Source organism: Actinomyces sp. Z16 (genome assembly GCF_003111765.1).
In the GTDB taxonomy this organism is placed as follows: Bacteria; Actinomycetota; Actinomycetes; order Actinomycetales; family Actinomycetaceae; genus Actinomyces; species Actinomyces glycerinitolerans.
Map to the genome: position 1 here is coordinate 996,960 of NZ_CP027862.1, position 26,666 is coordinate 1,023,625.

Sequence of the window (26,666 nt, forward strand, 5' to 3'; positions counted from 1 at the left end):
TACGGCTGCGTGGTCCGGGAGTGTTGGCTGCGCACGGTGTGCCGGCCCGCCGACGTCCACAGGTGTGGTTGGTGCGCCACTCATTCAAAAACTTGTGAACGGTCAGATGTGGCACGGCGCTGACATCCTCCATGCTGTAGTTATGACCGTTCACGTTTCCGCTGTGCTCCCAGCTGTCGTATCCACCACCGGATGCCTTGGCGCCGTTCCTGAAACTGCGGTACCGATCATGCGTGGACAGGTTCTCCTGCCGCAGGTCTCTGCCGGGCACTGGGCCCAAAAACGTGAAGTGACCCTGGCCAGGGCCGTTGCCGCGCTGCATGCTGGCACAGGTACGATCGCCATTGCATACGAGGCCGCGGTACTCATTCATGGGGGATCGCTGCGCAGATTCGAGCCCGATATTGATGTCGTGCTGTCGTATAGGCCACGCGTGTCTGCCACTGCGCTTCCGCAGGTCGTCTATGGTGGAACACTTGCGAGGCGGGTCCCCAGGTGCGAGCGTATCCCGTTAGAACGTGCGGAACGGTTGGGACGACAGGTGCAACTGCGCCGTCACTACCGCGAAGACCTCAGCGAGCACGACATTGTCACCATCAACGGTGTGCCGGTGACTTCGCTCGCCCGTACGTTGACCGATTGTCTGCTTGACCTACCGCCCGCAGACGCGTTGGTGGCAGGTGACTCGCTGCTGAGAGTCCACTGCCGCCCGGACCGTTGGCGCAGTCGAGACACCAACGCGCTGTGGCAAGAGCTGGTTGCCGACGTCGAAGAGAGACTCAGTTCTTACCGCCACCGCAACGGGCGGGTACGCGCACAGAGCCTGCTCAAGCTGTTGTCTCCCTGGGCGGAGTCGCCGGGCGAGAGTGAGCTGCGCAGGATTCTCCTGGCGGCAGGCTTTCCGCTGCCGGTACTTCAGCACCGGGTAGTCGCTGAGAACAACGAGTACTTCCTGGATCTGTCCTGGCCGGACATCATGCTCGACGTTGAGTTTGATGGCGCCCTGAAGTATGCGGGAGATGATGTGGTATTCCAGGAGGGAATCCGCCAGGACCGGCTCAAGCGGGCCGGTTGGCATGTAGTGCGTTTCAAGACACCGGCACTGCGCGAACCAGACAGCGTTGTCCGCCAGGTGCTTGATGCCTCTCCGCAGGGAAGAATGTGGGTGTTGCAGCCGCGGGCCTGGATGAACACGATGAGCCCGTTGCCCTGAATCGCACCTGTGCGGCGAGGGTGGTATGCCTCGGCGAGATTGCTTTGCATGACGTCAGCAAGGCGATCGGCGGGCCCGGGTTCTTGTCGGTGCCTGTTTGGAGGTGTTGGCTGTGCCGTAAGTCGACGGTCAACATCCGCGCGAGTCTGACGGTTCGTACCTTTGCTTCGACGCTTCGTACTTCGGCCTGGCAGTTCGTACCTGTGATGTCTCAGGACATCGGTGACAGTTTTGTGTCAGGACATCGGTGACACTTGGTGTGTCAGGACATCGGTGACAGTTGTGGTGGTTGGTGGGGTTGGGTGTGTGTGGGTGGAGACGTAACGGACGCCGGGTGCGGGCCAGGGGTACTGGGCCAGGATCTCGCCTTGGGTGTCGGTGAAGGCGACTTGGTGGGGGTCCCAGGTGATGGTCACTGGCTGGTGTGCGTGGGTTCTGGATACCAAGAAGCTGATACCGGCCAGGCTGACCACTCCGTTAGCCCCGATGGTGCCTTGGCGCTGCCCTGAGGGCGGTGTTGTGGGCCGGCGCCTGGGGCGGGGTTGTGTGGGGATGCCGCCGACGGATACGGGCTCGTGGTGCTTGGGGCGTGGCGGGGCGGCGACGGGGGTGGCGTCCCACGCCTGCTGGGGTGTCATCCTCCCGGGCAGGGCCTGGTGTCCTCGCTCGGTGTTGTAGATGTGGTCGAAGGCGTCGACTTGGGCTTGTAGCTCTTCGATGGTGTGGGCCAGGGGCTGGTTGTCGAGGTAGCGGAACAGGGTTTGGTGGAAGCGCTCGTTCTTGCCCTGGGTGGTGGGCTTATAGGGCTTGGAGGTGATGGGTTCTACCCCCAGGGTGCGCACGTGGCCCGTCCAGTTTGCCTTTGCGGCCGCGTCGGGTGGGGTTCAGGGCCGTCCCGTTGTCGGTCAGTAGCCGCTGGGGCACCCCGTAGCGGGCGACGGCCCGGTCGAATACCGCGATAGCCGCCTGGCTGGTCTCGGCGGCGGCGACCAGGGATGCCACCGCCAGGCGGGAGTGGTCGTCGATGAGCCGGGGAGATGACGACCTTGCGTCCTCCGGCGAGGACGTACTCGGTGGCGCCCCGTCTGCCAGCAGGCGTTCGGGGCCGGATAGACAAACCGGCGCCATGCCGCCCGGGGCCTCTTCGTGGGCTCGGCTCGGGCCACGCCGGCGGAGCGAAAGATGCGGGCCAGTGATGTCGGCGAGGGCGCCTTGAGGCCCATGGCCCGCATCTTGTCGTGCACGCTGATCGGGCCGCAATCCAGGCCAGAGCGTTCCAGCGCGGCACGCACGTCAAGGGCCTGGGAGCGTACCTGGTCGCTTATGCGTCCCGGGCTTGTGCGAGGACGGCGGGAGCGGGGCTCGAGTACCGCGGCCTCCCCGTCAGCTCGGGCTCGGGCCCGCAGCACATAGAAGGTCTTGCGGGAGATGCCCTCCTGTTCGCAGAACGTGGTCACCGCCCCGCGCGGGGCGTCATCAGGCCACCGGGCGATCGCCAGACGCACACGCGGATCAACACCACTACTGTTGGACTTCCTGACTGAGCTCATGCGCCCAAAAGCACACCAGAACTGTCACCCCCAACAACCCACGAACTGTCACCGATGTCCTGACACAGAACTGTCACCGATGTCCTGAGACATAACACTGGCAGTTCGTACCCGTAGGTGCCGAACCGTCGTAAGGAGGTACGAACCGCCGACCGGAAAGTACGAACCGTCGGCGTTTGTGCCGAACCGTCGCCTGGGTGACAAGCGACGAACCGCCTCAGAGGGCGATTAGAGACGAACCGCCTCAGAGGTCGTAGTCGACCACCAGCGGGGCGTGGTCCGACCAGCGCTCGGCGTAGCTGGGCGCCCGGTCCACGGTGAAGGCGCGGGCCCGCCCGGCCAACTGCGGAGTGGCCACCTGGTAGTCGATGCGCCAGCCGGCGTCGTTATCGAAGGCCTTGCCGCGCTGCGACCACCAGGTGTACGGGCCCTGTGCGTCGGGCGCGAGACTGCGGGCCACGTCTACCCAGCCGGCCCCGAACCAGCGCTCGAGGTAGGCGATCTCCTCATCCAGCGCGCCTGCGGACTTGTTGTGGTTGGGCCGCCAGTTCTTGATGTCCCGCTCGGAGCGCACGATGTTCAGGTCACCGGCCATGAGCACCTGTGGACCGCCGGCCGCCGCGCTTGCCAGCAGCGATGTCATGCGCGCGTCCACCAGGTTCAGGTGGGCGTATTTCTGATCCATCTTGATCGTCCCGACCTGGCCGGAGTGGAAGTAGGCGGACACAACCGTCAGCGGGGTTTGTGCCCCGGTGCCGTTGGTGGCCGTCAGGTCCATTTCCAGCCAGCGGCCGGAGTCCACATCCGGCTCCTCGCTCCCCGGTGTGCTGACACCGCGACGCACCGCGCCCACGGTCACCGGCGCCCCTTGGCGCACCGCGACGGCGACGCCGGCCCTTCCCTTCACCCGGCAAGGCCAGATCACCGACTCGTACCCGGGCAACAGCGCGGCCGCGGTGGTCTCGTCGGCTCGCACCTCCTGCACCAGCAGTACATCCGGGGCGCTGGACTCCAGCCAGGAGTCCATGTGCTTGCGGGCTGCGGCCCGGATGCCGTTGACGTTGATGGTGGCTACGCGCATAACGCCCGAGTGTACGTGTGTGCCGTCAGCCCTGTGCACCGTCGGCCCTGTAAGGCGGGCCGGTTTCCTGCGACAATGGGCATATGCCGCGCAGCTTCTTCGACGTCTTCCGCCGTCCGGCGAACCAACCCGCCGCCGACGCCACGGACAAGAGTGCTGCGGACCGGGCCGCCGCCCACTCCGGGGACGACTCCGCCAGCGCCGACACCGAACGCCGGCGCACGATTCACGCCATCGTCTCCGGCCGCGTGCAAGGAGTCGGCTTCCGCTGGTCCTGCATGGAGGAGGGGGAGCGGCTCGGGCTGGTCGGCGAGGTACGCAACCTGGACGACGGCGACGTGGAGGTCTTCGCCCAGGGGCCGGCCGACGACGTCGCCCGCATGATCGCCTGGCTGTACCACGGCCCCCGCTGGGCGAATGTCGCCTCCGTGCATGTCACCGACCTGCGTCCCGGCAGCCTGCGCCATCGCGCCTTCGTCATGGGTAACTGACGTTCCACGACCTTGGTGCACGTTGCACGATCCCGGGGCGGTCGTGGAACACCCCCGAGGTCGTGGAACGCGAGGACAACCGGTGTAACGCACCGCTCGGTTACCCCGGTGCGACCGGTAAACCCCTGCCGCGCCGCGGTCAGTAGCGGATCGCGTCAATGGGCTTGATGCGCACGGCCACCACCGCCGGGATAATGCCGGACAGGGCACCCACCCCGGTCGCGGCGATCAACCCGATCAGGGCGGCGGACATGGGGAACGGCGGCCGGGTCTCCACCGCCACCCCCAGCAGCGTGCCGAGCGGCGCGACTCGCATCCCCACGATCGCGATGCCGATGCCGATGATCCCGGCGACCACGGTCGCCACCACCGACTCCAGCATGATGGAGAAGAAGATGCGCCGACTGGTCGCCCCGAAGGCGCGGCGCACGCCGATCTCGTGAATGCGCTGGCGCACCGTCACCATGGAGATGTTGATCAGGCTGAGCGCGCCGAGGATCATGACGAACACGCCCGCAATGGTCACCGTGGTGGTGAACCCGCCGGTGTCCAGGCCCTGCATGCCGTCGGTGTTCGACCAGGCGTTCGTGGATCCCGCCCCGAACTGGGCGTCCAGGTCTTGGGTGGCCAGGCTGATCAGCTCCTGTTCCTGTTCCGGGCCGGCCCAGATCTCCAACGTCGGCGCGGGCAGGGAGGCCTGCGCCTCGCCACCCAGCCACTGCTCGTACGGTCCGGTCAGTGCGAAGGCGCTGATCGTCTGGTAGCAGTAGTTGGCGGCATCGACGTCGTTCTCGCACCAGGCCAGGTCGTCTGGCTTGAGCACCCCGACGATGGTGAAGGTCGTCTGGGCGGGGGAGTAGGCGCGCACGGTCAGCGGGCCATCCAGGGTGGTGTAGCCCAGCTCTTCCAGGAAGCCCTGCGAGACCACCAGCGACGGCGAGAGGTCGTCTTCGTCCTCGGCCGAGAACCAGCGGCCCTGCGCCACCGCCGTGTGGTGGAGGGTGCCGTAGCCGAGGCTGACGACGGTCGTCTCCACGCTGCGGGATCCGCCTGGGAAGGCGATGCGCAGGTTCTGCAGGTAGTTGGTGGCCCAGCTGTTGGCGCTGTAGCGGTCGACCAGGTTCATCTCCGCCTTGGTGATGCGCTCGGTGGCCGTGGTGTCACCGCCCGCGCCCTCCGCGCCCGGGGCCTCGGTCGGGCTCGTGCCGCTGTCGCCGCCGGATACGCCGCGGCCGGTGGGTGTGACTTCGATGCGCACGGTGCCGGGGCGGCCCGCATAGGTGGCGATCTCCTGGTCGATGATCGCGCTGGTCACCTGGCCCAGGGCGATCACGAAGGTCATGGCGGCCACGGCTGCGCCCACGCCCACCAGGGAGAGCATGACCCGCAGCTTGCCGATGCGCAGCTGCGCCCACGCCTCCACCAGGGCCCCGAAGAATCCAGTGAAGATGCCCGTCATGACGCTGCCTCCTGCTGCACGGTGTGGCGTCCCTGCGGCTCCGCCGGGCCGTCGCTCTCGGCCGCCGACGGGTCGGTGATCTCTTCGGTGAACTCGTCCAGACCGCCGGTGCGCTCGTGCCGCACGATGATCGGGGTGAGCACCCCGTGGTCGAGCCGGTACTGCTTCTGGGCGCGGCCGGCCACCGCCAGATCGTGGGTGATGACGATCAGGGCCGCCCCGGTCTCGTGGCACTGGCGTTCCAGCAGCCCCATGACCAGGGCGCCGGTGTCCACGTCGAGGGCGCCGGTGGGCTCGTCGGCCAGGATGACCCGCGGGCGGCGGGCCAGGGCGCGGGCGATGGCCACGCGCTGCTGCTCGCCGCCGGACAGACGACCGATGGGGGAGCCGAGCTTGTCCTCCAGGCCGACGGAGGCCAGCAGCTCCTCGGCGCGGCGGGTGCGGGTCCAGAAGGCGGCGCCGGTGTCGTACAGGAGCGGCGCGGCCACATTCTCCGTGGTGGACAGTCCCTCGATCAGGTTGAAGGACTGGAACACGAAGCTGAAGGTCTGACCCCGCAGGTGGGCGCGCCTGGCCTCGCTCAGACGGCGCGTGTCCCGCCCGTCCACGGTGTAGGTGCCCTCGGTCGGCTGGTCGATCAGGCCGATCAGGTTCAGCAACGTGGACTTGCCCGTGCCGGAGCGGCCGACCACGGCCACATGCTCGCCGGCGGAAATGTCCAGGTCGACGTTGGTGAGAATATTCAGGGGCGGGGAGTCCGGCACCTCGAAGGTGCGGGCGATGCCCCGCATGCTCAGCAGCGGACTCACAGGAGCTCCTCGCCGTTCTCGTCGTAGCACACCGATCCGTCCGGCTCACAGGTGTTCGGCTCGCCGGTGCGCACCGTGTCCTTGTTCGGCACGAACAGTAGGATCTCGTCCCCCTCGGCCAACCCGTCGGTGACCTGGATGTTCTCGCCGTCGGTGATGCCCAGCGCGACCTCCCGTTCCTCGGCGGCGTCCGGGTCCTCCGGATCGGTGACCACCCAGACATTCCCCTTGGTGACAGACCCCTCGACGGCGGTGACGGGCACGATCAGCGTATCGGTGGCGGAGCCGGCATCCACGCCGATGGTTACCGACAGCCCCGGGAAGACCTGCTGGTCGGAGGGCACCGCGCAGCGCACCTCCACGGTGGTGCCGTCGCCGGTGGTGGTGGTGACCTCGCCGGTCTCTGAGGTGGTGGTGGAAGTGGTCTCCCGGGTGCCGATCGTCAGCCCCGTGCAGTCGAAGGGCGCCGGCCCGCCGTCCACGGTCAGGGTGGCCGACGACGGCGCATTGGTCAGCCGGTACTGCTGATCGGCGGTGATAGTCCCCTTGGCGGAGTAGGTACCGGGGGAGACGGTGGCCACCACCATGCCGACGCTCGTCTCCTGGTCCTTGATCACGTTGAAGGAGACCACGCCGGCGGCCGGCGCGTACACGGTCGACCAGGTGACCTTGTCCTCCACGGGCGTCTCCACCGGGTTGCCGTCCTCGTCGGTGCCGATGATCGGCTGCTGCGGCTCAACCTGCTTGAGGTAGACCAGCGGCTCCCCCTGGGTGACGGTGGCTCCCTTGCTGACGGCGAAGGAGTCGACAACGCCGTTCAGGGTCGCCTGCGCCTCCACGGCCGCGTCCTCCACGATCTGCCCACTGACGTCCACGGTGTTGGCGATGTCCCCCGTGGTCACGACCGTGGTTTGCGTGGTGACGTTTATGCCGGGGGAGATGTTCGCGGTGGTGCCCGAGTCGGAGTCGGGGAAGAAGGCGATCTTCACCAGGGCCACCGCGATTGCGACGCCGATCAGCAGCTTGATGGTGGGCAGGACATAGCGCTTCACGGCGCACCTCCGGTCGGCCGACATGGCCGGAAGCGGCGGCTGGAGGCCGCCGGGTGGTGGGATGGGCCACGGCGGCGATTGCCGCAGCCCGGGTGACACCCCGAGGCTACGTCGCGGCACACGCCCTTGCGCTCATCCGCAGGTAGGAGAACACCCTGGTTGGTCCCGGATTCAGAGGTCGGGGATCTCCTCCGCTAGGAGGATGCGGCCCGGGCGTCGAGGTGAACCGCGTGGCCCGGGCGGCCATGAGGCGGTTCTGAGAGGACTCCGCGCCGGCCGCCGGGCGGCAGCTGTGTGACGCTCGCGGCCGGCGTCGCACAGACGCCCCGCGGTTCAGACCAAGCGGCCCGCCGGGGCGGAGGGGACCGCGTTCAGGAATGCCGGTGCGGCGAAGCCGTGGTCGGCATAGGCGTCGACGACGGCGCGGGCCACCGCATCCACGGCGGCGGTATCCACGAGTGCGATGGCGCTGCCGCCGAAGCCGCCTCCGGTCATGCGCGCGCCGTGCGCGCCGGCAGCGCGAGCGGCCTGCACGGCGACGTCGAGCTCGGGGCAGGTGACCTCGTAGCCCACCCGCAGCGACTCGTGGCTGGCGTCCATGAGCGCCCCCACCTGGGCCAGTTTCTCCCCGGTCAGGGGCGTCCCGTCCTGCAACAGTGCCACCAGGCGGCGGGTGCGGTCGATCTCGGTGACCACGTGGCGGGTGCGCGCCACCAGCACCTCGGCGTCCGTGGCCTTCGAGGCGCGCAGCGTAGCCAGGGCGGCCTCGAGCGAGCCGGGCTCGATATCCGCCAGCAGTGACACGCCCAGAATCTCGGCGGCTCGCTCGCAGGCATCCCGGCGGGCCCCGTACTGCCCGTCCACCAGGGAGTGCTTGGCCTTGGTGTCGATCACCAGCAGCGTCAGGTCGGCGGCCGCCAGGTCGAAGGGCACATGCACCACCGAGCCGTCCCGGCAGTCCAGTTCGAGGGCGTGGCCGGCGCGGCAGCGCATGGAGGCGGACTGGTCCATGCCGCCGGTGGGGGCGCCCGCCATCTCGTTCTCGGCACGGATGCAGGCCTCCACCAGGCGGGCGCGGCCGGCGTCGTCGGGGGTGTCCACCGTCCCGGCCAGGCCCAGTGCGCACACGTCGTCGAGGGCGACGGCGGTGGCGCACTCCAGCGCGGCCGAGGATGACAGGCCGCCGCCCAGCGGCACGCAGGAGTACAGGGCGGCGTCGAAGCCGCGCAGCGGCCCGAGCCCGTCGCGCTCCAGCGCCCAGGCGACGCCCGCCACGTAGGCGTTCCAGTGGCGCACCTCGCCGGGCGTACCCTTCGGGCCGATCGCGTCCAGGTCCAGCACATCGATGGCCTCGCGCGTCTGCGGGGACACCAGCCGGATCGTGCGGTCGTCGCGGCGACGCAGCGCCAGGTGGGCGCGGTGGGGCAGGGCGATCGGCAGTGCCAGACCGCCGTTGTAGTCGGTGTGCTCCCCGATGACGTTGACGCGGCCGGGCGCGTACCACACGCCGTCGGGCTCGGCGCCGAAGGCTTCACGGAACAGGTCGGTGGCGGCTTCCACACCCTCCTGCGGGCTCAGTGCGGGGGAGAAGACGGGCTCGGATCCGGCGACGGCGGCGGGCGGGGTCTCGGTGCGCGGCATGGGCCCATTCTGCCAGACGAACCCCCACCTGTGAGCCCCTGGCAAGCTCCTTCTCCGGAGTCGCCGAGTGACCGCCTCCGGGATGTTTCCACCCCTGCCGCGGGGGTAAGGTGCAGCTGCTGTCAGCCCGTGCCGTCAAGAGGAGGAGTGCGCGCCTCATGGACGTCCCCGCGCCCACGCCCACCCAGTGCGTCCTCGGCGTCACCATCGTGCTGCCCGAGCCGTGGGCCACGCGTGTGCGCGGCGTGCGTCTGGCGGTCGGTGACCCCCATGGCAATGCGATCCCGCCGCACGTGACCCTGCTGCCGCCCACCGCCGTGGAGAAGACGGAGTTGGACGCCGTGACCGCGCACGTGTCCCGGGTGGCGGCCGCCTCCGCTCCCTTCACCCTGCGCGTCGCCGGTGTGGGCACCTTCCGCCCGGTCAGCCCGGTGGTGTTCCTGGGCGTGGCCGAGGGCGGCCCCGCCATCGACGCGCTCCAGCAGGACCTGCGCGCCGCCGACGGGCCGCTCAGCCGCGGCCTGCGCTTCCCCTTCCACCCGCACATCACCCTCGCCCATGAGGTCGACGACGCCGCCCTGGACCGGGCCGCCCATGCCGGCCAAGACATCGCGGCGACCTTCGTGGTGGACCGCATCCACCTTCAGCGACTCGCCCCGGACGGCAGCTGGGCCTCCCTGGCGAGCCCGGCGCTGGGAGTGCGGGCGCACCCGGACGGGGCGGACCACCCGTTAGCCTGAACGCGTGAACGCCGAGCCCCGCCCCGACCAGCCCGCCCCCGCGACCGCATCCACGGCCCCCGCCATCCACGCGATCATTCCCGCCGGCGGCGCCGGCACCCGGCTGTGGCCGCTGAGCCGCAAGGCCCGCCCCAAGTTCCTGCTGGACCTGACCGGCACCGGGCGCAGCCTGTTGCAGGGCACCGTTGCCCGCCTGGCCCCGCTGGCGGCGACGACGACGGTCGTCACCGGCGTCGCCCACGTCCCCGCCGTCGCCCGGCAGCTCCCGGACCTGCCCGAGGAGAACCTGCTGGCCGAGCCGGCTCCGCGCGACTCCATGGCCGCCATCGGCCTGGCCACCGCCCTGATCGCCCGCCGACACGGGCGTGAGGCGATCGTCGGCTCCTTCGCCGCCGACCACCTGGTGGCCGATGTCGCCGCCTTCCAGGAGGCCGTGCGCCAGGCGGCAGCCCTCGCCGAGGCCGGCTGGCTGGTCACCATCGGCATCCAGGCCACCGGACCGTCCACCGCCTTCGGCTACATTCACGCCGGTGAGGCCCTGGACGTGCCCGGGGCGCCGGACGGGCACCGCGTGCTCGACTTCGCCGAGAAGCCCGATGCCGCCACCGCCGCCCGCTACCTGGCCACCGGCGACTACCGATGGAACGCCGGCATGTTCGTGGTGCGTGCCGGCGTGCTGCTGGACCACCTGGCGGTGGGCCGGCCGGCGCTGGCGGCCGGCCTCGATGAGATCGCCGCCGCCTGGGACACCCCCGCGCGCGACGCCGTCATGGCGCGGGTATGGCCCGGCCTGGAGGCGATTGCCATCGACCACGCCATCGCCGAGCCCGTGGCCGCCGCCGGCGGCGTGGCCACTGTCCCCGGGAACATGGGTTGGGACGACGTCGGGGGCTTCGACACCCTGGCCGAGCTGATTCCCGCGGCCACCTCCGGGCCGGCGGCCGGAGTCGAAGTGCTGGGGGAGGCCGACGTGGAGGCGGTGGGTGCCGACGGCGCCCTGGTCGCCTCCAGCACCGGCCGGAAGGTGGCGCTGCTGGGAGTACCCGGCGTCGTCGTGGTTGACACCCCCGACGCGCTGCTGGTGACCACCCCGGAGCGCGCCCAGGACGTCAAGGGCGTCGTCGACCGGCTCAAGGCGGCCGGGCGGGACGCGCTGCTGTGACCGGGCCGGGTGCGTCAATCCGACCCGCGGGCCTCGTGTCTGGTTCACGCCGCGGGCTCGGCCCCCGCCTGCAAGCTCTGCAAGACTCTGCAAGGCGGAGGTCGGCAGAAACCGGGTAGCGGCATCATCAGCGAGCTGAAAGGTTCGCTGGGGCGTGGGTCACGTCATGGTCGCAATATGGCGCTGTAACGCCAATTGTGAAGCAGGCCGCGGGGAAGCGTCTATCCTAGATATCCGAGCCAGCGCCGTCCCGGCCAGCTCCTTGCAAGGGCGCAAGCCCGTACCTCATCTGGAGACACGACCGTGAAGAAGAAGTATCCCGCCATTACGCTCGGCCTGGTCGCAGCGTTGTCGCTTGCCGCCTGCGGCTCGGCCCCCGACTCCTCCGGCGGAGACGCCGGCGACTTCCTCGCCTGCATGGTGTCCGACGAGGGTGGGTTCGACGACCAGTCCTTCAACCAGTCCGGCAAGGAGGGTCTGGACCGCGCCGGCAGCGAACTCGGCGTGCAGACCAAGGCCGTCGAGTCCCAGTCGGTATCCGACTACCCCACCAACGTCGACTCCCTGATCCAGCAGAACTGCGACCTGATCATCGGCGTCGGCTTCAACCTCTCCGCGGACCTGGCCACCGCAGCCCAGGAGAACCCGGACATCAACTTCGCCCTCATCGACGAAAGGTTCAGGGATGCAGACGGCGAGATCGTAGAGCTGGACAACGCCAAGCCGCTGGTCTTCAACACCGCGGAGGCCGCCTACCTCGCCGGCTACGCCGCTGCCGGTACCACCGAGAGCGGCAAGGTCGCCACCTACGGCGGTCAGGCAATCCCCACCGTGCAGATCTTCATGGAGGGCTTTGCCAAGGGCGTGGAGAAGTACAACGAGGACAACGGTGCCGACGTGGAGGTCCTCGGCTGGGACCCCGACAACCCGGGCTCCGGCTCCTTCGTGGGCAACTTCACCGACACTCCCATGGGCCAGCAGCTGACCGAGCTGTTCCTGTCCCAGGGCGCCGACATTGTGATGCCGGTGGCCGGACCGGTCGGCTCCGGCACGATCGCGGCGCTCAAGGCGGCCGGTGACGACAACAACGCGATCGTTTGGGTCGACGCCGACGGCTATCTCACCACCGAGTCCATCGGCGGCAGCCAGTACATGGTCACCTCCGTCATGAAGGGCATCAACACGGCCGTGTACGACGCCGTCAAGGAGGCCTCGGAGGGCAACTTCACCTCCGAGCCCTTCATCGGCACGCTCGCCAACGACGGTGTCTCCATCGCCGACTACCACGACTGGTCCGACCGGGTCCCCGACGAGGTGAAGGAGCAGGTCGAGGTACTCAAGCAGCAGATCATCGACGGCACGCTCGACGTCTCCACGCCGTACGACCCGTCCTGATCGGCCCCGTGCCAATTCAACTCGGTGACGCCGTCGTCCTTGACGGGGCGGCGGCGTCACTGTCGCTCGGGTGGCACCGGCGCCACCCGAACACTCACTCCCAGTTCACCAACCCCACCAGTACTGCCTGAACCCACAGGAAGCGAGCCTCTCGTGTTGCTCGAGCTCCGCGGAATTACCAAGGTCTTCGGATCCCTCGTGGCCAACGACCACATCGACGTCACCGTCGAACCCGGCCAGATCCACGCCCTCCTGGGCGAGAACGGTGCCGGCAAGTCAACGCTGATGAATGTCTTGTACGGCCTGTACGACCCCGACGACGGCGAGATCCTCATCGACGGCCGGCCGGTCACCTTCAAGGGCCCCGGCGACGCCGTCGCCGCCGGCATCGGCATGGTCCACCAGCACTTCATGCTCGTGCCCGTGTTCACCGTGGCCGAGTCCGTCGCCCTGGGCTACGAGCCGGTCGGCAAGGCCGGCGTCATCGATGCCAAGGCCGCCGCCGCGAAGGTGCGGGAGATCTCCGAGCGCTTCGGCTTCGACGTGGACCCGAACGCCTACATCGAAGACCTGCCCGTGGGCGTACAACAGCGCGTCGAGATCATCAAGGCCCTCTCCCGCGACGCCAAGGTCCTCATCCTGGACGAGCCCACCGCCGTGCTCACCCCGCAGGAGACCGACGAGCTGATCGCCATCATGCGCGATCTCAAGGCCGCCGGCACCTCCATCGTGTTCATCACCCACAAGCTGCGCGAGGTGCGCGAGGTGGCGGACACGATCACCGTCATCCGCCGCGGCAAGGTCGTCGGCACCGCCGAGCCCACCGCCTCCGAGTCGGAGCTAGCCGGTCTCATGGTCGGCCACTCCGTCTCCCTCACGGTGGCCAAGGACGCCCCCAGGCTGGGCGACGTCGGCCTGGAGCTGAAGGGCATCAGCCTGGTTGATGAGGGCAACACCCTGCTCGACGACGTCAGCCTGCAGGTCCGCTCCGGCGAGATCGTCGGTGTGGCCGGCGTGCAGGGCAACGGACAGACCGAACTTGCCGACGTACTGCTGGGGCTGCGCGCCCCCACCGCCGGTTCCGTGCACTTCGGCGGCCAGGACGTCACCGCCCTGGGCGTGCACCGGCGCATCGACGCGGGCCTCGGCTTCGTCCCCGAGGACCGCTCCACCGACGGCATGGTGGCCGCGTTCTCCGTGGCCGAGAACCTGATCCTGGACCGCTTCGACGACCCGGCCTTCGGCTCGGGACCGTCCATCAGTCCCACCAAGGTCCGTAACCACGCCGAGCAGTTGCGCGACGAGTTCGACGTACGTGTCACCGACGTCGCCGACCCCATCTCCACCCTGTCCGGCGGCAACCAGCAGAAGGCGATCCTCGCCCGGGAGCTGTCCCGCCAACTGAAGGTCCTGGTGGCCTCGCAGCCCACCCGCGGACTAGACGTCGGCTCCATCGAATTCGTCCACAAGCGCATCGTGGCCGAGCGCGACAACGACACCGCCGTGCTGATCATCTCCTCCGAGCTGGATGAGATCTACTCCCTGTCAGACCGCATCGCCGTCATGTACCGCGGCCGGATCGTCGGCATTGTGCCGCCGGATACGCCCCGCGATGTGCTGGGCCTCATGATGGCCGGCGTCCCCCTCGACCAGGCCCGCGCCCAGGAGGAGAACTGATGAGCGAAGCTACCCCGAACGGCACCGCGCAGGCGGAATCACGGACGGGTCGGCCGTCCGTCGTCCCGCCCGCTCAGCGCACGGACAAGCAGCCGGAGCGGCCGGGCCTACTGCGGCAGATCGCCGAGTCCAACATTCTTATGGGAGTGCTTGCGGTCATCTCCGCCATGATCGTCGGCTCGCTGCTGATCCTGCTCGCCGACGACAACGTGCGCACCACCGCCGGTTACCTGTTCGCCCGCCCCAGTGACTTCTTCGGTGCGGTCGGCTCGTGCCTGGTGGATGCCTACGCGGCCATGCTACGCGGCGGCATCTTCGACTGGCAGGCCTCCTCGGTCGCGCGCATGTGGCGCCCGATCACCGAAACGCTGACCGTGGCCACGCCGCTGATTCTGGCGGGCCTCGGCATGGCGGTGGCCTTCCGCGCCGGCCTGTTCAACGTCGGTGGGCAGGGGCAGATCATCCTCGGTGCCATCGTCGGCGGCTACGTCGGCTTCGCCTGGGACCTGCCCAGCGGACTGCACATGCTGGTGGCGGTGCTCGGCGCGATCGTCGGCGGTGCCCTGTGGGGCGCCATTCCCGGCGTGCTGCGCGCCACCACCGGTGCGAGCGAGGTCATCACCACCATCATGCTCAACTCCGTGGCCAGCTACCTGATGGCCCACATGCTGACCACCGCCACCTTCATCGGCGCGGGCAACGCCAACCCCAAGTCACTGCCGGTGGCGGCCAGCGCCCAATACCCGAAGCTGATCGGTGGGCCGTTCCGCCTGCACCTGGGCTTCATCGTGGCCCTGCTGGCCGCATTGTTCGTGTGGTGGCTGCTGGAACGCAGCGAGATCGGTTTCCAGTTCCGCGCCACGGGCCTGAACCCGCAGGCGGCGCTGACGGCAGGCATCAACGTGCCCCGGATCACCGCCCTGGTCATGATCGTCTCCGGCGCGCTGTGCGGGCTGGCGGCGACCGCCCCGGTGCTCGGCACCCAGCACTACCTGACCGGCTCGGTGGCCGGAAGCATCGGTTTCGACGCCATGACCGTGGCCCTGCTGGGCCGCTCCACCCCGCAGGGCACCGTGCTGGCGGGGCTCCTGTTCGGGGCCCTGACCGCCGGCGGCACCACCATGCAGGCCGCCACCGGCACCCCGATCGACATCGTGCTGGTGCTGCAGTCCATGATCGTCCTGTTCATCGCGGCCCCGCCGCTGGTGCGCGCCATCTACCACCTGCCCGCACCCGGCTCCTGGCGGCGCCGCCGCCGCGAGGCCATTGACGCCGCAGCCGCCGTCGCCCCGGCCGCTGAGAAGAAGGAGGCCTGAGCCATGACCGCCTCACCTACCGCCACGCCGACCCGTGACGCCCGCCCGGAAGCGGGGCCGGCCGTCGTCGTCGAGCCGATCGCCTACAAGCTGCCGATCACCGGCACCGTCGTGGTCATCCTGGAACTGCTGATGGGTCTGGCCAGCCACGGTGACACCCGCTTCCAGCTGGCCACCAAGGCCGACTTCTTGAAGATTCCCATGCTCACCCTGGGTGCCCGACCCGTGATCGTGGTGATGGTGCTGCTGGCCGTTGCGGTCACCGTCTACATGTGGGTTCGCGCCGTGGGCCGCGCGCCGATCCCCACCTGGGCGGGGCTGGTGCTGGGAGCCAGTTTCATCGTCGCGTTCCTCACCTGGGCCGGCGCCGGACGCTCCACCGTCATCCCGCTGGTGACGATCCTGTCCTCCACCCTCGCCCTGTCCGTGCCGCTGGTGTTCGGCGGGCTCGCCGGCGTGGTGGGGGAGCGTTCGGGCACCATCAACATCGCCATCGAGGGGCAACTGCTGGGCGGGGCCTTCCTCGGCGTGGTGGTCGCCTCGATCACCGGCTCCGCCTGGGCCGGCATGATCGCCGCCCCCTTCGCCGGCATCCTGGTGGCCCTGCTGCTGGCGCTGTTCGGCCTGAAGTACCGGGTCAACCAGATCGTCGTCGGCGTGGTGCTGAACGTGTTCGTCTCCGGCCTGACCAGCTTCCTGTTCTCCACCGTGCTCAGCGACAACCCGACGCGGCTGAACGCCTCCATGCGCCTGCCCACCCTGCCGATCCCGGTGCTCTCCCAGATCCCGGTCATCGGCCCGGTGCTGTTCCGACAGACGATCCTGGTGTACCTGATGTATGCGGCCGTCGCGGTGCTGTCCTTCATGCTGTTCCGCTCCCGCTGGGGTCTGCGCATGCGCGCCTGCGGCGAGCACCCGCGGGCCGCGGACACCGTTGGCATCAACGTCATGCGTACCCGCGTGAACAACCTGATGCTGGGCGGTGCGCTGGCGGGCCTGGGCGGCGCCTTCTTCACCATCGGCTCCGGACTGGCCTTCACCAAGGACATGTCATCCGGCAACGGCTACATCGCCCTGGCCGCCATGATCCTGGGCGCCTGGAACCCGGTGGGCACCCTGTACGCTGCGCTCCTGTTCGGCTTCGCCACTGCGGTGGGGCAGACGCTGTCCGTCATCGGCTCCCCGATCCCGGCGAACATCATCTTGATGATCCCCTACATCGTGACCGTCTTCGCCGTCGCCGGCTTCGTGGGGCGTGTGCGCGCCCCCGCCGCCGAGGGGGTCCCGTACCCGTGATCGGCACCGACAACCACCCGGCCGGGCCGGCCCGGGGCGTCTCCGACGCCGCGCCCGCCGTCGACGCGGACATGTGGGCGCGGCTGCGGGCGCTGGCCACCGAAGCCATGCGGTGCGCCTACGCGCCCTACTCCCACTTCCGGGTGGGGGCCGCCGCCCTGGTCGACGACGGCCGCCTCGTGTCCGGCTGCAACGTGGAGAATGCGGGCTACGGGGTCGCCCTGTGCGCCGAGTGCGGGCTGGTGTCCGAACTCGTGCGCACCGGCGGCGGCCGCCTGATCGCCTTCGTGTGCGTCGACGGCGACGGGCGGGTCTGCTCCCCGTGCGGGCGCTGCCGCCAGGTGCTGTCCGAGCACGCCGACCCGCACATGCTGCTGGACATGCCGTCGGGGATGATGACCATCGACCAGGTGCTCCCCGACCGCTTCAGCAAGGCCGACATCGACCGGGTCACCGGCACATCCGCACCCGCACCAGAAGGAGATCGGTCGTGACCACAGCCCCCAACCCCGCCCCCGGCGTGGAGCCCTTCGACGCCGTCGACGTGATCGCCGCCAAGCGCGACCGTCAGCGGCTCAGCGACGCCCAGATCGACTGGGTGGTGGACGCCTACACCCGTGGGGTGGTCGCCGACGAGCAGATGAGCGCCCTGGCCATGGCGATCTACCTGAACGGCATGGACCGGGGTGAGATCGCCCGCTGGACCGACGCCATGATCCGCTCGGGGGAGCGCATGGACTTCTCCGGTCTGGGACGCCCCACCGCGGACAAGCACTCCACCGGCGGCGTGGGCGACAAGATCACCCTGCCGCTGGCGCCGCTGGTTGCGGTCTTCGGCGTCAGCGTTCCGCAGCTGTCCGGCCGCGGCCTGGGGCACACCGGCGGCACGCTGGACAAGCTCGAGTCCATTCCCGGCTGGCGGGCCGCCCTGACCAACGCCGAGATCCTGGACATGCTGTCCGCCTCCGGCCCCGGCGCCGTCATCTGCGCCGCCGGCAGCGGGCTCGCCCCGGCCGACAAGAAGCTGTACGCACTGCGCGACACCACCGCCACCGTCTCCTGCGTGCCGCTGATCGCCTCCTCCATCATGAGCAAGAAGATCGCCGAGGGCACCGGCGCGCTGGTCCTGGACGTGAAGGTCGGCTCCGGCGCCTTCATGAAGGAGCTTGACCAGGCGCGCGAGCTCGCGCAGACGATGGTGGCGCTCGGCACCGACGCCGGGGTGACCACGCGCGCCCTGCTCACCGACATGTCCACCCCACTGGGGCTCACCGCGGGCAACGCCCTGGAGGTGCGTGAGGCCGTCGAGGTGCTTTCCGGCGGAGGCCCCCAAGACGTCGTCGACCTGACCGTGGCGCTGGCCGGTGAGATGCTCTCCGCCGCCGGGCACCCGGTGGACGAGCCGGAGCTGCGCGCCGCCCTGGGCGACGGGCGCGCCATGGACGTGTGGCGGGAGATGATCCGCCGCCAGGACGGGGACCCGGACGCCCCCCTGCCCGTGGCCCCGGAGACCGAGATCATCAGCGCCGTAGACGACGGCGTGCTCACCCGCCTGGACGCCCTGGGCGTGGGCGTGGCCGCCTGGCGCCTGGGGGCCGGCCGCGCCCGCAAGGAGGACCCGGTGCAGGCCGTCGCCGGCGTGGAGATGCACGCCAAGCCGGGCGACAGTGTGCGCGCCGGGCAGCCGCTGCTCACCCTGCACACCGCCACCCCGGAGCGCTTTGAGCGCGCCCGCGCCGCGCTCGAGGACGCGATCGCCGTGTGTCCCGCGGACTCGCCCGAGGCGCGCGCCGCCGTGGCGCGCCGCCGTGCCGGCGTCGTGCTGGACCGGATCGTCTGAAGGCACGCCGTGGACACCCGCACCGGCGCGTCCGCACCCCGGGTGCGTGTGGCGAACTCGCGGCTGCGCGTGGGGGGATTCACCACCGCCGGCGATGCCATCACCCTGACCCAGTGCGACGCCACCACCTGCGGCGCCACCGCCGTGCTGGCTGCCCGGCTCCTGCTGGGCCTGCCGCTCGATGACGCCTCTTCGCCGTCGGGCACCGGCGCGGCCCGGCCCGGCCGGGCGCTGCGGGACTCCCTGGCGGTCCGCCAGCGCGGTCTGCAGCGGGCCATGAACCGACACGCGCGCGGCCCCCTCGGTCCGCTGCCGTGGACGCGGCGCCTGGGCTCGACCCCGTGGGCGGTGGCCGCGGAGCTGACTCGCACCCTGCGGCGGGTGCGCCCCGGCGTAGGGGAGAGCACCGTGACCTGGGTGGACGACCGCGGCACCGGCTGGGGCGGCGTCGTCGCGGGGCTGCGCACCGGACTGGCCGATGGCGTGCCCGCCATCCTGCTCACCGGTGGTCCCCTGCTCGGGCGTGCGGCGGCCGCCGGCCGGGCAGGTCGCGTCCTGCGCGCCGCCGTGGGCGTCCTCATCCCGCGGCACTACGTGCTGGCCGTGCCCTGGGGAGTGATCGGCCGCGCCGACCCGGGCCCGGGTCGCGTTCACCTGTACGAGCCGTCCTCCGGCACGGTGCGCGCACTGGACCTGCTGGCGCCCCGGCCGGCGCTTGGGAACGGGCCGCGCGAGCTGGGCGGCTGGCCCCGTGTACTCGCCGTGATTGCCCCACCATTACCCTTGACCGAGCGGATCTAGCGAAAGGAAGCTCATGCCCACACGTGCGGAAGTCGCCGCCATTATCGACCACACCCTGCTCAAGCCGGAGGCCACCGGCGCGCAGATCGCCGACCTGGTAGCCCAGGGCGCCGAGCTCGGCACCTACTCGGTGTGCGTATCCCCCAACCAGCTGCCCGTCCAGGCGCCCGCCGGGCTGCACGTGGCCACCGTGTGCGGCTTCCCCTCCGGGGCGCACGCCAGCTCTGTCAAGGCCGCCGAAGCCGCCGACTCCGTCGCCAAGGGCGCGGACGAGGTCGACATGGTGGTCAACCTCAAGCTCGTCAAGGAGCACGACTACGAAGGCGTCGAGGCGGACATTCACGCCGTCAAGGAGGCCGTGGGGGACAAGCTGCTGAAGGTCATCATCGAGTCGGCCGTGCTCACCGACGACGAGATCGTCGCGGTCTGCCAGGCCGCCGAGCGGGCCGGCGCCGACTATGTGAAGACCTCCACCGGCTTCCACCCCGCCGGCGGCGCCTCGGTGCACGCCGTGGAGCTCATGCGTGCCACCGTGGGGGACCGCCTGGGCGTGAAGGCGTCCGGCGGCATCCGCACCGCGGCGGATGCGCTGGCCATGATCGAGGCGGGCGCCTCCCGGCTGGGCGTGTCCGCCACCGTCGCGATCCTGGAGGGTTTGCCCGTCTGACGGGCGGAGACCGGCACTACTGACGTGCCGGTCTCCGCAGCGCGTCACATAAGTCGGTTTCGGTGTGTTGCTTGTGCCGGTTTCGGTCGTTGTGGGCCGCAGGTCGACCGCCTGAGTCCGGAATGACGCCCGGGATCAGATGCCGAGCACGCCGCGCAGGTCGGTTTTAATGTTTTCTAGGCGCTTGGCGGCGGCACGGCGCGCCACCTCCACCGGCTCGTCGACCGCTACCGGCATGACCACCTCGCAGTAGCACTTGAGCTTCGGCTCGGTGCCCGAGGGGCGCACCACCACCCGGTCGAGCAGATCGTCTAGTGGTCGTGTTGTGTAATTCGTCGTGGTGGTGGGTGGGTGGTGGATGGTGAGTTGGTCGTGTCTGGTGGCCACGGGGCCCTAGTTTGAGTGGGCTGCCTCCGCTCGTCGAGGACGCGGAGTGACCTTCGTGAGCACGCTCGCGCTGTTGGGGGCGTCGTCCCGGAGCCGGGTTGTCGACGCGGGTGCCTGTGGGCGGGCCGGTTGTGTGCTCAGCGAGGACCGTTTGCGCTGTCAGGCGTGCAGGGCTGTTCCCGCGGTGTCGGGGGTCTGGTTGTCGGCAGTCGAGGGGGCGAGTGGGTCTTGCACCGGCCGGTTGGACCGCTCACGCCCCGTTGGACCGCCCACGCCCGGTTGGACCGCTGTAACCGGCGGCTACGGCGGTCCAACGGGGGAACAGGGGTCCAACGGGGGAACAGGGGTCCAACGGGGGAACAGCGGTCCAACGGGGGGACAGGGGTCCACTTTCCGCCGCCGGACGCCCGGCGGACGAGGAGGGCCTGCCCGTCTGATTGCGGCATGCGGCCCTGCCACGAGCGGATCCCGACTTGAAAGTTTCGGGTACCCGAAATTAGCATGTGGCACATGAGAACTATTATCAACACGCCGGCTCGGGCGGCTGCGGCGCTTGCCTCCCTCGCGCTCACTGTTCCTCTCGTCGTCGCGTGCACCCCGACCGATGCTGCCGCTACGGGCGCCATCAAGGTTGTCGCCTCCACCACGCAGATCTGCGATTACGTCACCCAGCTGGCCTCCGGCGCCGATGATCTCGCCTTGACCCGCGTCGGCGCTGATGGCGCGACCGCCGAAGTCGGCGCCGACCCCGCCAAGGCCTCGGTGCACGTATCCCTCACCTGTTTGCTGGCGCCTAACGCCTCCGCCCATGAGCATGAGATGACCGCAGCCCAGTCACGTGCGTTGAGTGAAGCCGACCTCCTCCTAGTCAATGGTGTGGATCTGGAGCGCTTCCTGAACGATGCGGTTGACGCCACGGGGTTCAAGGGCACCATGGTGGTCACCTCGGGTGTGCTCTCGGCCGATGAGGCAGACGCCGGATCGGGAAGGCCCGCGAGCCGGCAGAAGCGGGACGACGAGCGCGCCTACACCATCGACCGCGGGGCGGAGGCCGTGGATGTCGCCCCCTGGCCCTTCGCCCCGGAAGGCGGCGAGGAGGCTGAATTCCGCTACGACCCGCACGTGTGGACCTCGCCTCGGAACGCCGTCGTTCAGGTATCCAATATCGGGCGTGCATTGGCTGCGGCGGCACCTGACTCGAAGGAGGTGATAAACAAACGCGTGCGCGCCTATGTCGCTCGCCTGGATGCGCTGGATCGCTGGGCGGCTGCCTCATTGGAGTCCGTTCCGGAGAATCGCCGTGTGTTGTTCACCAGTCACGACGCCTTCGGGTACCTGGCGGCGGCGTACTCCATCCGCTTCGAAGGGGCGGCGCTTAGCGACTTCAACGCCCAGCAGGACGCCACCGCGCAGAAGATCCAGGAGACTGCTGACGCCGTTAAGAGCACCGGTGCCGTGGCGATCTTCGCCGAGAACTCAAATAATCCGAAATCCGTGGAGAAAGTGGCTCAACTCGCCGGCGTCACCGCCGTCATCGGTGACGAGGCCCTGTACGGGGACTCTCTGGGCGGCCCCGGAACGGACGGTGAGACCTACGTCGGCTCGCTGCTGCACAATGTCACCAATATGACGAATGCGTGGGGCGGTACCGTCGCGCCCATACCCGATGAGCTCGCAAAGTGGGCGCCAAAGCAGACGGTGCGGCAATGACCGCCCGACACCGTCGCGCATGCTCGCCGCAGCAGGCGGAGCATGTCGTGGAGTTTGACGACGCGGCCCTCGGGTACGGCGGCACCCCGGTGATCACTGGGGTGAGCGGCGCCGTTGGGACCTGCGAGGCGCTGGCGCTCGTGGGCCCCAACGGCTCGGGGAAGACCACTCTGCTGCGCGCCCTGGTCGGCATGGTCAACATCGTCTCCGGCTCCGTGCGCGTCGTGGGCGCCCAGCCGGGACATGCGCCTCGCGGTTCCATCGCCTACGTTCCCCAGAACAGCGATCTGGACCCGACATTCCCCGTAACGGCACTCGACGTCGTCCTCATGGGCACATACCCCCGACTCGGCCTCGGGCGCCGCCCCGGGCGCACGGAACACGCCCGTTGCCGGGAGGCGCTGAACGCCGTCGGCCTCGACTCGATGACTAGCAAACGTTTCGGATCGCTCTCCGGCGGGCAGCAGCAGCGCGTGCTGCTTGCACGCGCCATCGCCTCCGCGCCGAAACTGGTACTGCTTGACGAGCCCTTCAACGGGCTCGACCAGCCCAACCGTGAGGCGCTGCTGAGAATCCTGACGGACCTGAAGGAAGGCGGTACAGCGGTGGTGGTGTCCACGCACGACCTGGTACTGGCCTACGACGTCTGCGAACAGGTGGCGTTATTGGCTGGTAGGCAGATCGCCTTCGGGCCCCGTGAACAGGTACTCGTGCCTGAGTACATCGAGCAGGCCTTCGGGCGGTGTCGGTACCACAATTGCTCACCTCCGATTCACGCGGTCTTCAACGGGACTCGAACCGTTCCCCCGCTGCGCACCCGTCCGGGACAATGGCATGAACGACTTCTCACGGGCGCTGGAGGCGCTGCGGCTGCTGCTCGCCGAAGTCCCTGGACTGGCGCCACTGGCGGGAGCGCCCTACCTGTTTCGGCCCCTGGTTATGTTGGTTGTGCTGGGAATTGTCGGCGCCGTAGTCGGTGTGCTAATCAATCTGCGCTGCGCGGAGTTTCACGCCGAGGCGCTGGTGCATGCCGTCTTCCCTGGAGTAGTGATCGGCGCGGTGACCTCCGGGCTGGACGCCATTATCCCGGCCGCCGCCGTGGCCGGGACAGCGGCGGCCGCCGCGCTGACTCTGCTGGGGCATCACGCCCGCCGTGAGGCCACGGAGGCTGGAACGGCGGTTGTGCTCACAGGCTTCTTCTCCCTGGGAATGATCGTGCTTCTGGCTGTCGGCGACCGATCCGGGCAACTGGAGGCACTCATGTTCGGGCGTCTACTGGAAGTGACCGACCTACGTCTGGTTCAGGCCCTGGCAGTATGCGGCCTTGCGCTTGTACTGGTGATGGCGACCTGGAAGGAACAGATCGCTCGCGCCTTCGACGCGGTGGGCGCGCGCTCCGGCGGGCAGCGCATCGCGGTGCTCGATCTGATTGCGAACACGGCGATCGCCGCCGTGGTCGTCTCCGCCTCAATCGCGGTGGGCACTCTACTCGTCATCGGCTTCCTCATCATTCCCGCCGTCACGGCCAGGCTGCTGGCCCCGAGCCTGCGTGCGATGGTGTGGATCGCAATCGTGACGGGCGTGGGAGGCGGTTACGTCGGCCTGTTGCTGGCAACCGCCCCGCTGCCGCGCCCAGTGTCCCCACAGGCGTGTGTCATCGTCGTGATGGCGCTGGTATTGGCGGGCGCGGCGACGTACACGGGTATGCGGGCGGGGCGGTCGCTGTGAGCCTCACCCCCCAGCTGCTGGTACTGCCCCTGGTGGAGACCGTCGTCGTCGGGGTCCTGGCGGGTGTCATCGGCGCCCTGGCGGTCCTCGACCGGCGTGTTTTCTTCACCGAGTCCGTCACCCACGCAACGTTTCCCGGGGCGGTGGCCGGGGTCGTGGCGGCCTCGGGCCTCGGAGGTGTGCTGACCGGCGGCGAGGTCGGCTACGGGACGTTGTCGCTGGCGGTTCCCGTGGGCACAATCGTCATGTGTCTGCCGATGATCTGGCTGATGCGCCGGCTGGGAAGGTTGCCGGGCATATCCTCGCAGGCCGCGGCCGGAGTTATCTTGGCCGTCGGCTTCGCCCTGGGCTCCCTGCTCAGTACTTGGTTTGCCCCGCTGCCGTTGAAAGTGGATGGATTCCTGACCGGCTCGATCCTGAACGTGAATCGCACGGATGTGGGTCTGACGGTCGCAGTGCTCGTGATCACGCTGCTGACAGTCGCCGTCGGTGGGCGACGACTGGCCATGTACTGCTTCGACTCGGTCGGTTACCGGGCCGCGGGGCTGAGTGCACGGATGGCGGAGTGGACGGTACTGATCCTCATATGCCTGGCCATTGGCGTACTGGTGCCTGCGGTGGGCACTATCCTTCCCATCGCGCTGATCGCCGCGCCCGCCGCCGCGGCGTGCCCATGGGTGCGCACCGTCAACGGGCTGCTCCTGGGCGCCGGTGCTATGGGGGCGGGGTGCTGCTTGCTCGGGTTCTGCGTGGCGCTGGCCCTCGAATTGTCGGTCGGTGGGACGATCGCCTTGGTCTGTGCGCTTGCCTACACGGTTTCAGCGGGATTCTCCCTCAGATGCCGAGCACGCCGCGCAGGTCGGCCTTGATGGCCTCCAGGCGCTTGGCGGCGGCGCGGCGCGCCACCTCGACCGGTTCGTCGACGGCGACGGGCATGACCACCTCGCAGTAGCACTTGAGCTTCGGCTCGGTACCGGAGGGGCGCACCACCACGCGGTCGTCGTCGGCGGTCTTAAAGATCAGGCCGTCCGTGGCGGGCAGGCGCTTGCCGTTTCCGTCGGAGGCGCCGTCCATCAGATCGAAGACGTCCACCACCGGCGAGCCCGCCAACGCCGCGGGGGCCCCGCCGGCGCGCAGCCGTTCCATGGCGTTGGTGATGAAGCTGCGGTCCTCCACCCGCACACTCAGCGGGCTGGTGGCGTACAGGCCGTGCTCACGCGCCAGCCGGTCCAACAGATCGTCGAGCGTGCGCCCCTGCTGCTTGAGCGTGGAGGCCAGCACCGCCAGTCGCACGGAGGCGGAGATGCCGTCCTTGTCCCGCACGGCGGCCGGGTCCACGCAGTAGCCCAGCGCCTCCTCGTAGCCGAACACCAGGTTGGGTACGCGGCTGATCCACTTGAAGCCGGTCAGCGTGTTGCGGTGCGCGAGTCCGTGGGCCTGCGCGATCTTGCGCAGCAGACGGGAGGAGACAATGGAGTTGGCCAGCACGCCGGTGCCGTTGAAGGCCGCCAGCTCGGCGGCCTGCTCGCCCAGCAGCGAGCCGACCTCGTCGCCGGTCAGCTGCCGCCAGCCGCCGCGAACGTGCTCATCGGGGACGGCGGCCGAGCAGCGGTCGGCATCCGGGTCGTTGGCGATGATCAGGTCCGCACCGACCTCGCGGGCGCGTGCGAAGGCCAGGTCCAGGGCGCCGGGCTCCTCCGGGTTGGGGAAGGCGACGGTCGGGAAGTCCGGGTCCGGGTCGAACTGCTCGGGCACCACCACGACGTCGTCGAAGCCCGCCCGGGCCAGCACCTCCCGGCAGATCTGGCCGCCCACGCCGTGCATGGCGGTCAGCACGATCTTCAGCGGGGCGACCGCCTGGGTGCGGGCCGCCTTGACCGCCCGCTGCACGTACTCCTCGACCATGTCCGCCCCGATCGTCTCCCAGCCGTCCTCGGGCATGGGCACGGAGGCGAGCGGGCCGACGGCGGCGATCTTCTCCGCGATTCCGGCGTCGTGGGGCGGGACGATCTGCGCGCCCTGACCGGAGCCGGTCACCGCGCGCCCACCCAGGTAGACCTTGTAGCCGTTGTCCTGCGGCGGGTTGTGGGAGGCGGTGACCATGACGCCGGCGTCGGCACCCAGACGGCGCAGCGCGAAGGCGAGCACGGGCGTGGGGCAGTGGGAGTCGAACAGGATGGCGTGGCCGCCCGCACCGGTCACGACGGCGGCGGTGTCGCGGGCGAAGCGGGCCGAGCCGTGGCGGGCGTCGTAGCCGATGACCACGCGGAAGTCGTCACCCAGCATTTCGTGCAGATAGGCGGACAGCCCCGCGGCGGCGCGAATCACGACCACGCGATTCATGCGGTTGGGGCCGCCGCCCAGGCGGCCGCGCAGCCCGGCGGTGCCGAACTGGAGGGTGCCGGAGAAGGCATCGGCCAGTGCGGCGGTAGCGGCGGCGTCGCCATCACGATGAGCGGAGAGCAGGTCCGTCAGTTCCCTGCGGGTGTCTGGGTCCGGATCCTCGGTGATCCAGGCGTTCACGGCGGCATCGAGTTCATTGGTGGCCGCGCGCTCGTGCGCATATGTCATGGGCCGACCGTACCGTGTCGGCGTCGGCGCACGCCCCGCCAGTGACCGCTGTCATGGGTGGTGGTGAGCACATCGGACGC

At 69.5% G+C, this 26,666-nt stretch carries 22 protein-coding genes and 3 pseudogenes; 17 read left to right on the plus strand and 8 right to left on the minus strand.

Annotation, left to right across the window (positions count from 1 at the left end; genetic code table 11):
• Nucleotides 1–142: 142 nt before the first annotated feature.
• On the plus strand, nt 143–1,213 hold the full coding sequence (locus C3B71_RS15820; protein ID WP_146752390.1) for a hypothetical protein: 1,071 nt from the start codon (nt 143–145) through the stop codon (nt 1,211–1,213).
• A 236-nt stretch (nt 1,214–1,449) separates the two neighbouring features.
• On the opposite strand, the pseudogene C3B71_RS04090 reads toward C3B71_RS15820, so the two are convergent.
• Together C3B71_RS04090 and C3B71_RS04095 are read right to left on the minus strand one after the other, a co-directional pair.
• Nucleotides 1,450–2,763, minus strand: a pseudogene (locus C3B71_RS04090) (integrase core domain-containing protein).
• Between the two features lie 244 nt (nt 2,764–3,007).
• The gene (locus C3B71_RS04095; protein ID WP_108966313.1) at nt 3,008–3,844 is read right to left on the minus strand and encodes an exodeoxyribonuclease III; all 837 of its coding nucleotides are present in this window, start codon (nt 3,842–3,844) and stop codon (nt 3,008–3,010) included.
• A gap of 83 nt (nt 3,845–3,927) precedes the next feature.
• Between C3B71_RS04095 and C3B71_RS04100 the strand changes: the two genes are divergently transcribed.
• Entirely contained in the window at nt 3,928–4,335 is a 408-nt protein-coding gene (locus C3B71_RS04100; protein ID WP_083565310.1) for an acylphosphatase, read from the plus strand.
• Between the two features lie 139 nt (nt 4,336–4,474).
• On the opposite strand, the gene C3B71_RS04105 is transcribed toward C3B71_RS04100, so the two are convergent.
• The 4 genes from C3B71_RS04105 to galK form a co-directional block, all read right to left on the minus strand.
• A complete protein-coding gene (locus C3B71_RS04105) occupies nt 4,475–5,794 on the minus strand; it encodes an ABC transporter permease (protein WP_108966315.1) in 1,320 nt (439 codons plus the stop codon).
• The gene (locus C3B71_RS04110; protein ID WP_170866429.1) at nt 5,791–6,603 is read right to left on the minus strand and encodes an ABC transporter ATP-binding protein; all 813 of its coding nucleotides are present in this window, start codon (nt 6,601–6,603) and stop codon (nt 5,791–5,793) included. Before C3B71_RS04110 ends, C3B71_RS04105 begins: the two co-directional genes overlap by 4 nt.
• Nucleotides 6,600–7,655, minus strand: a complete 1,056-nt coding sequence (locus C3B71_RS04115) for an efflux RND transporter periplasmic adaptor subunit (protein WP_234416095.1) — start codon at nt 7,653–7,655, stop codon at nt 6,600–6,602. The genes C3B71_RS04110 and C3B71_RS04115 overlap by 4 nt, the downstream gene beginning before the upstream one ends.
• 333 nt (nt 7,656–7,988) lie before the next feature.
• The gene (gene galK, locus C3B71_RS04120; protein ID WP_108966317.1) at nt 7,989–9,296 is read right to left on the minus strand and encodes a galactokinase; all 1,308 of its coding nucleotides are present in this window, start codon (nt 9,294–9,296) and stop codon (nt 7,989–7,991) included.
• Between the two features lie 158 nt (nt 9,297–9,454).
• Between galK and C3B71_RS04125 the strand changes: the two genes are divergently transcribed.
• From C3B71_RS04125 to deoC, 11 genes are all read left to right on the plus strand, one after another.
• Nucleotides 9,455–10,036 carry a 2'-5' RNA ligase family protein gene (locus C3B71_RS04125; RefSeq protein ID WP_073327442.1) on the plus strand — a complete coding sequence of 194 codons (582 nt, stop codon included), beginning with the start codon at nt 9,455–9,457 and terminating at the stop codon, nt 10,034–10,036.
• Between the two features lie 4 nt (nt 10,037–10,040).
• Nucleotides 10,041–11,198 carry a mannose-1-phosphate guanylyltransferase gene (locus C3B71_RS04130; RefSeq protein WP_108966319.1) on the plus strand — a complete coding sequence of 386 codons (1,158 nt, stop codon included), beginning with the start codon at nt 10,041–10,043 and terminating at the stop codon, nt 11,196–11,198.
• A 303-nt stretch (nt 11,199–11,501) separates the two neighbouring features.
• Nucleotides 11,502–12,593 (plus strand): BMP family lipoprotein, encoded by a 1,092-nt coding sequence (locus tag C3B71_RS04135; protein ID WP_073327439.1) that lies wholly within the window; start codon nt 11,502–11,504, stop codon nt 12,591–12,593.
• A gap of 8 nt (nt 12,594–12,601) precedes the next feature.
• Nucleotides 12,602–12,724 carry a hypothetical protein gene (locus tag C3B71_RS16675; RefSeq protein WP_258522253.1) on the plus strand — a complete coding sequence of 41 codons (123 nt, stop codon included), beginning with the start codon at nt 12,602–12,604 and terminating at the stop codon, nt 12,722–12,724.
• 22 nt (nt 12,725–12,746) lie between these two features.
• Nucleotides 12,747–14,270 carry an ABC transporter ATP-binding protein gene (locus C3B71_RS04140; RefSeq protein ID WP_073327437.1) on the plus strand — a complete coding sequence of 508 codons (1,524 nt, stop codon included), beginning with the start codon at nt 12,747–12,749 and terminating at the stop codon, nt 14,268–14,270.
• Nucleotides 14,270–15,586 carry an ABC transporter permease gene (locus C3B71_RS04145; protein ID WP_108966321.1) on the plus strand — a complete coding sequence of 439 codons (1,317 nt, stop codon included), beginning with the start codon at nt 14,270–14,272 and terminating at the stop codon, nt 15,584–15,586. Before C3B71_RS04140 ends, C3B71_RS04145 begins: the two co-directional genes overlap by 1 nt.
• Before the next feature lie 3 nt (nt 15,587–15,589).
• A complete protein-coding gene (locus C3B71_RS04150) occupies nt 15,590–16,882 on the plus strand; it encodes an ABC transporter permease (RefSeq protein WP_073327433.1) in 1,293 nt (430 codons plus the stop codon).
• A gap of 71 nt (nt 16,883–16,953) precedes the next feature.
• Nucleotides 16,954–17,376: a cytidine deaminase gene (locus tag C3B71_RS04155; RefSeq protein WP_108969528.1), complete on the plus strand. Its 423-nt coding sequence runs from the start codon at nt 16,954–16,956 to the stop codon at nt 17,374–17,376.
• A 26-nt stretch (nt 17,377–17,402) separates the two neighbouring features.
• Complete coding sequence (locus C3B71_RS04160; RefSeq protein ID WP_199912613.1) at nt 17,403–18,722, plus strand: thymidine phosphorylase; 1,320 nt, start codon at nt 17,403–17,405, stop codon at nt 18,720–18,722.
• 9 nt (nt 18,723–18,731) lie between these two features.
• Entirely contained in the window at nt 18,732–19,523 is a 792-nt protein-coding gene (locus tag C3B71_RS04165) for a hypothetical protein (protein ID WP_108966325.1), read from the plus strand.
• Between the two features lie 13 nt (nt 19,524–19,536).
• Entirely contained in the window at nt 19,537–20,190 is a 654-nt protein-coding gene (gene deoC, locus C3B71_RS04170) for a deoxyribose-phosphate aldolase (protein ID WP_108966327.1), read from the plus strand.
• Between the two features lie 135 nt (nt 20,191–20,325).
• Here deoC and C3B71_RS16110 read toward each other — a convergent pair.
• A pseudogene (locus C3B71_RS16110) lies at nt 20,326–20,490 on the minus strand (hypothetical protein); the annotation flags it as partial.
• A gap of 597 nt (nt 20,491–21,087) precedes the next feature.
• On the opposite strand from C3B71_RS16110, the gene C3B71_RS04180 reads away from it, so the two are divergent.
• From C3B71_RS04180 to C3B71_RS04195, 4 genes and pseudogenes are all read left to right on the plus strand, one after another.
• The gene (locus tag C3B71_RS04180; RefSeq protein WP_108966329.1) at nt 21,088–22,287 is read left to right on the plus strand and encodes a metal ABC transporter substrate-binding protein; all 1,200 of its coding nucleotides are present in this window, start codon (nt 21,088–21,090) and stop codon (nt 22,285–22,287) included.
• A pseudogene (locus tag C3B71_RS04185) lies at nt 22,284–22,862 on the plus strand (metal ABC transporter ATP-binding protein); the annotation flags it as partial. The gene C3B71_RS04180 and the pseudogene C3B71_RS04185, both read left to right, overlap by 4 nt.
• A 259-nt stretch (nt 22,863–23,121) precedes the next feature.
• Nucleotides 23,122–24,015: a metal ABC transporter permease gene (locus tag C3B71_RS04190; protein WP_073327424.1), complete on the plus strand. Its 894-nt coding sequence runs from the start codon at nt 23,122–23,124 to the stop codon at nt 24,013–24,015.
• On the plus strand, nt 24,012–24,884 hold the full coding sequence (locus tag C3B71_RS04195; protein WP_108966331.1) for a metal ABC transporter permease: 873 nt from the start codon (nt 24,012–24,014) through the stop codon (nt 24,882–24,884). Before C3B71_RS04190 ends, C3B71_RS04195 begins: the two co-directional genes overlap by 4 nt.
• Here C3B71_RS04195 and C3B71_RS04200 read toward each other — a convergent pair.
• Nucleotides 24,850–26,586, minus strand: a complete 1,737-nt coding sequence (locus C3B71_RS04200; RefSeq protein ID WP_108966333.1) for a phospho-sugar mutase — start codon at nt 26,584–26,586, stop codon at nt 24,850–24,852. The genes C3B71_RS04195 and C3B71_RS04200 overlap by 35 nt on opposite strands.
• Between the last annotated feature and the right edge of the window lie 80 nt (nt 26,587–26,666).

Excerpts from the sequence above, each read along its gene's own strand:
- C3B71_RS04100 (WP_083565310.1), top strand. The coding sequence starts at position 3,928 with ATGCCGCGCAGCTTCTTCGACGTCTTCCGCCGTCCGGCGAACCAACCC.
- C3B71_RS04200 (WP_108966333.1), bottom strand. The coding sequence starts at position 26,586 with ATGACATATGCGCACGAGCGCGCGGCCACCAATGAACTCGATGCCGCC.
- deoC (WP_108966327.1), top strand. The coding sequence starts at position 19,537 with ATGCCCACACGTGCGGAAGTCGCCGCCATTATCGACCACACCCTGCTC.
- C3B71_RS04125 (WP_073327442.1), top strand. The coding sequence starts at position 9,455 with ATGGACGTCCCCGCGCCCACGCCCACCCAGTGCGTCCTCGGCGTCACC.
- C3B71_RS04155 (WP_108969528.1), top strand. The coding sequence starts at position 16,954 with ATGTGGGCGCGGCTGCGGGCGCTGGCCACCGAAGCCATGCGGTGCGCC.
- C3B71_RS04150 (WP_073327433.1), top strand. The coding sequence starts at position 15,590 with ATGACCGCCTCACCTACCGCCACGCCGACCCGTGACGCCCGCCCGGAA.
- C3B71_RS04145 (WP_108966321.1), top strand. The coding sequence starts at position 14,270 with ATGAGCGAAGCTACCCCGAACGGCACCGCGCAGGCGGAATCACGGACG.
- C3B71_RS15820 (WP_146752390.1), top strand. The coding sequence starts at position 143 with ATGACCGTTCACGTTTCCGCTGTGCTCCCAGCTGTCGTATCCACCACC.
- galK (WP_108966317.1), bottom strand. The coding sequence starts at position 9,296 with ATGCCGCGCACCGAGACCCCGCCCGCCGCCGTCGCCGGATCCGAGCCC.
- C3B71_RS04180 (WP_108966329.1), top strand. The coding sequence starts at position 21,088 with ATGAGAACTATTATCAACACGCCGGCTCGGGCGGCTGCGGCGCTTGCC.
- C3B71_RS04105 (WP_108966315.1), bottom strand. The coding sequence starts at position 5,794 with ATGACGGGCATCTTCACTGGATTCTTCGGGGCCCTGGTGGAGGCGTGG.
- C3B71_RS04095 (WP_108966313.1), bottom strand. The coding sequence starts at position 3,844 with ATGCGCGTAGCCACCATCAACGTCAACGGCATCCGGGCCGCAGCCCGC.
- C3B71_RS04190 (WP_073327424.1), top strand. The coding sequence starts at position 23,122 with ATGAACGACTTCTCACGGGCGCTGGAGGCGCTGCGGCTGCTGCTCGCC.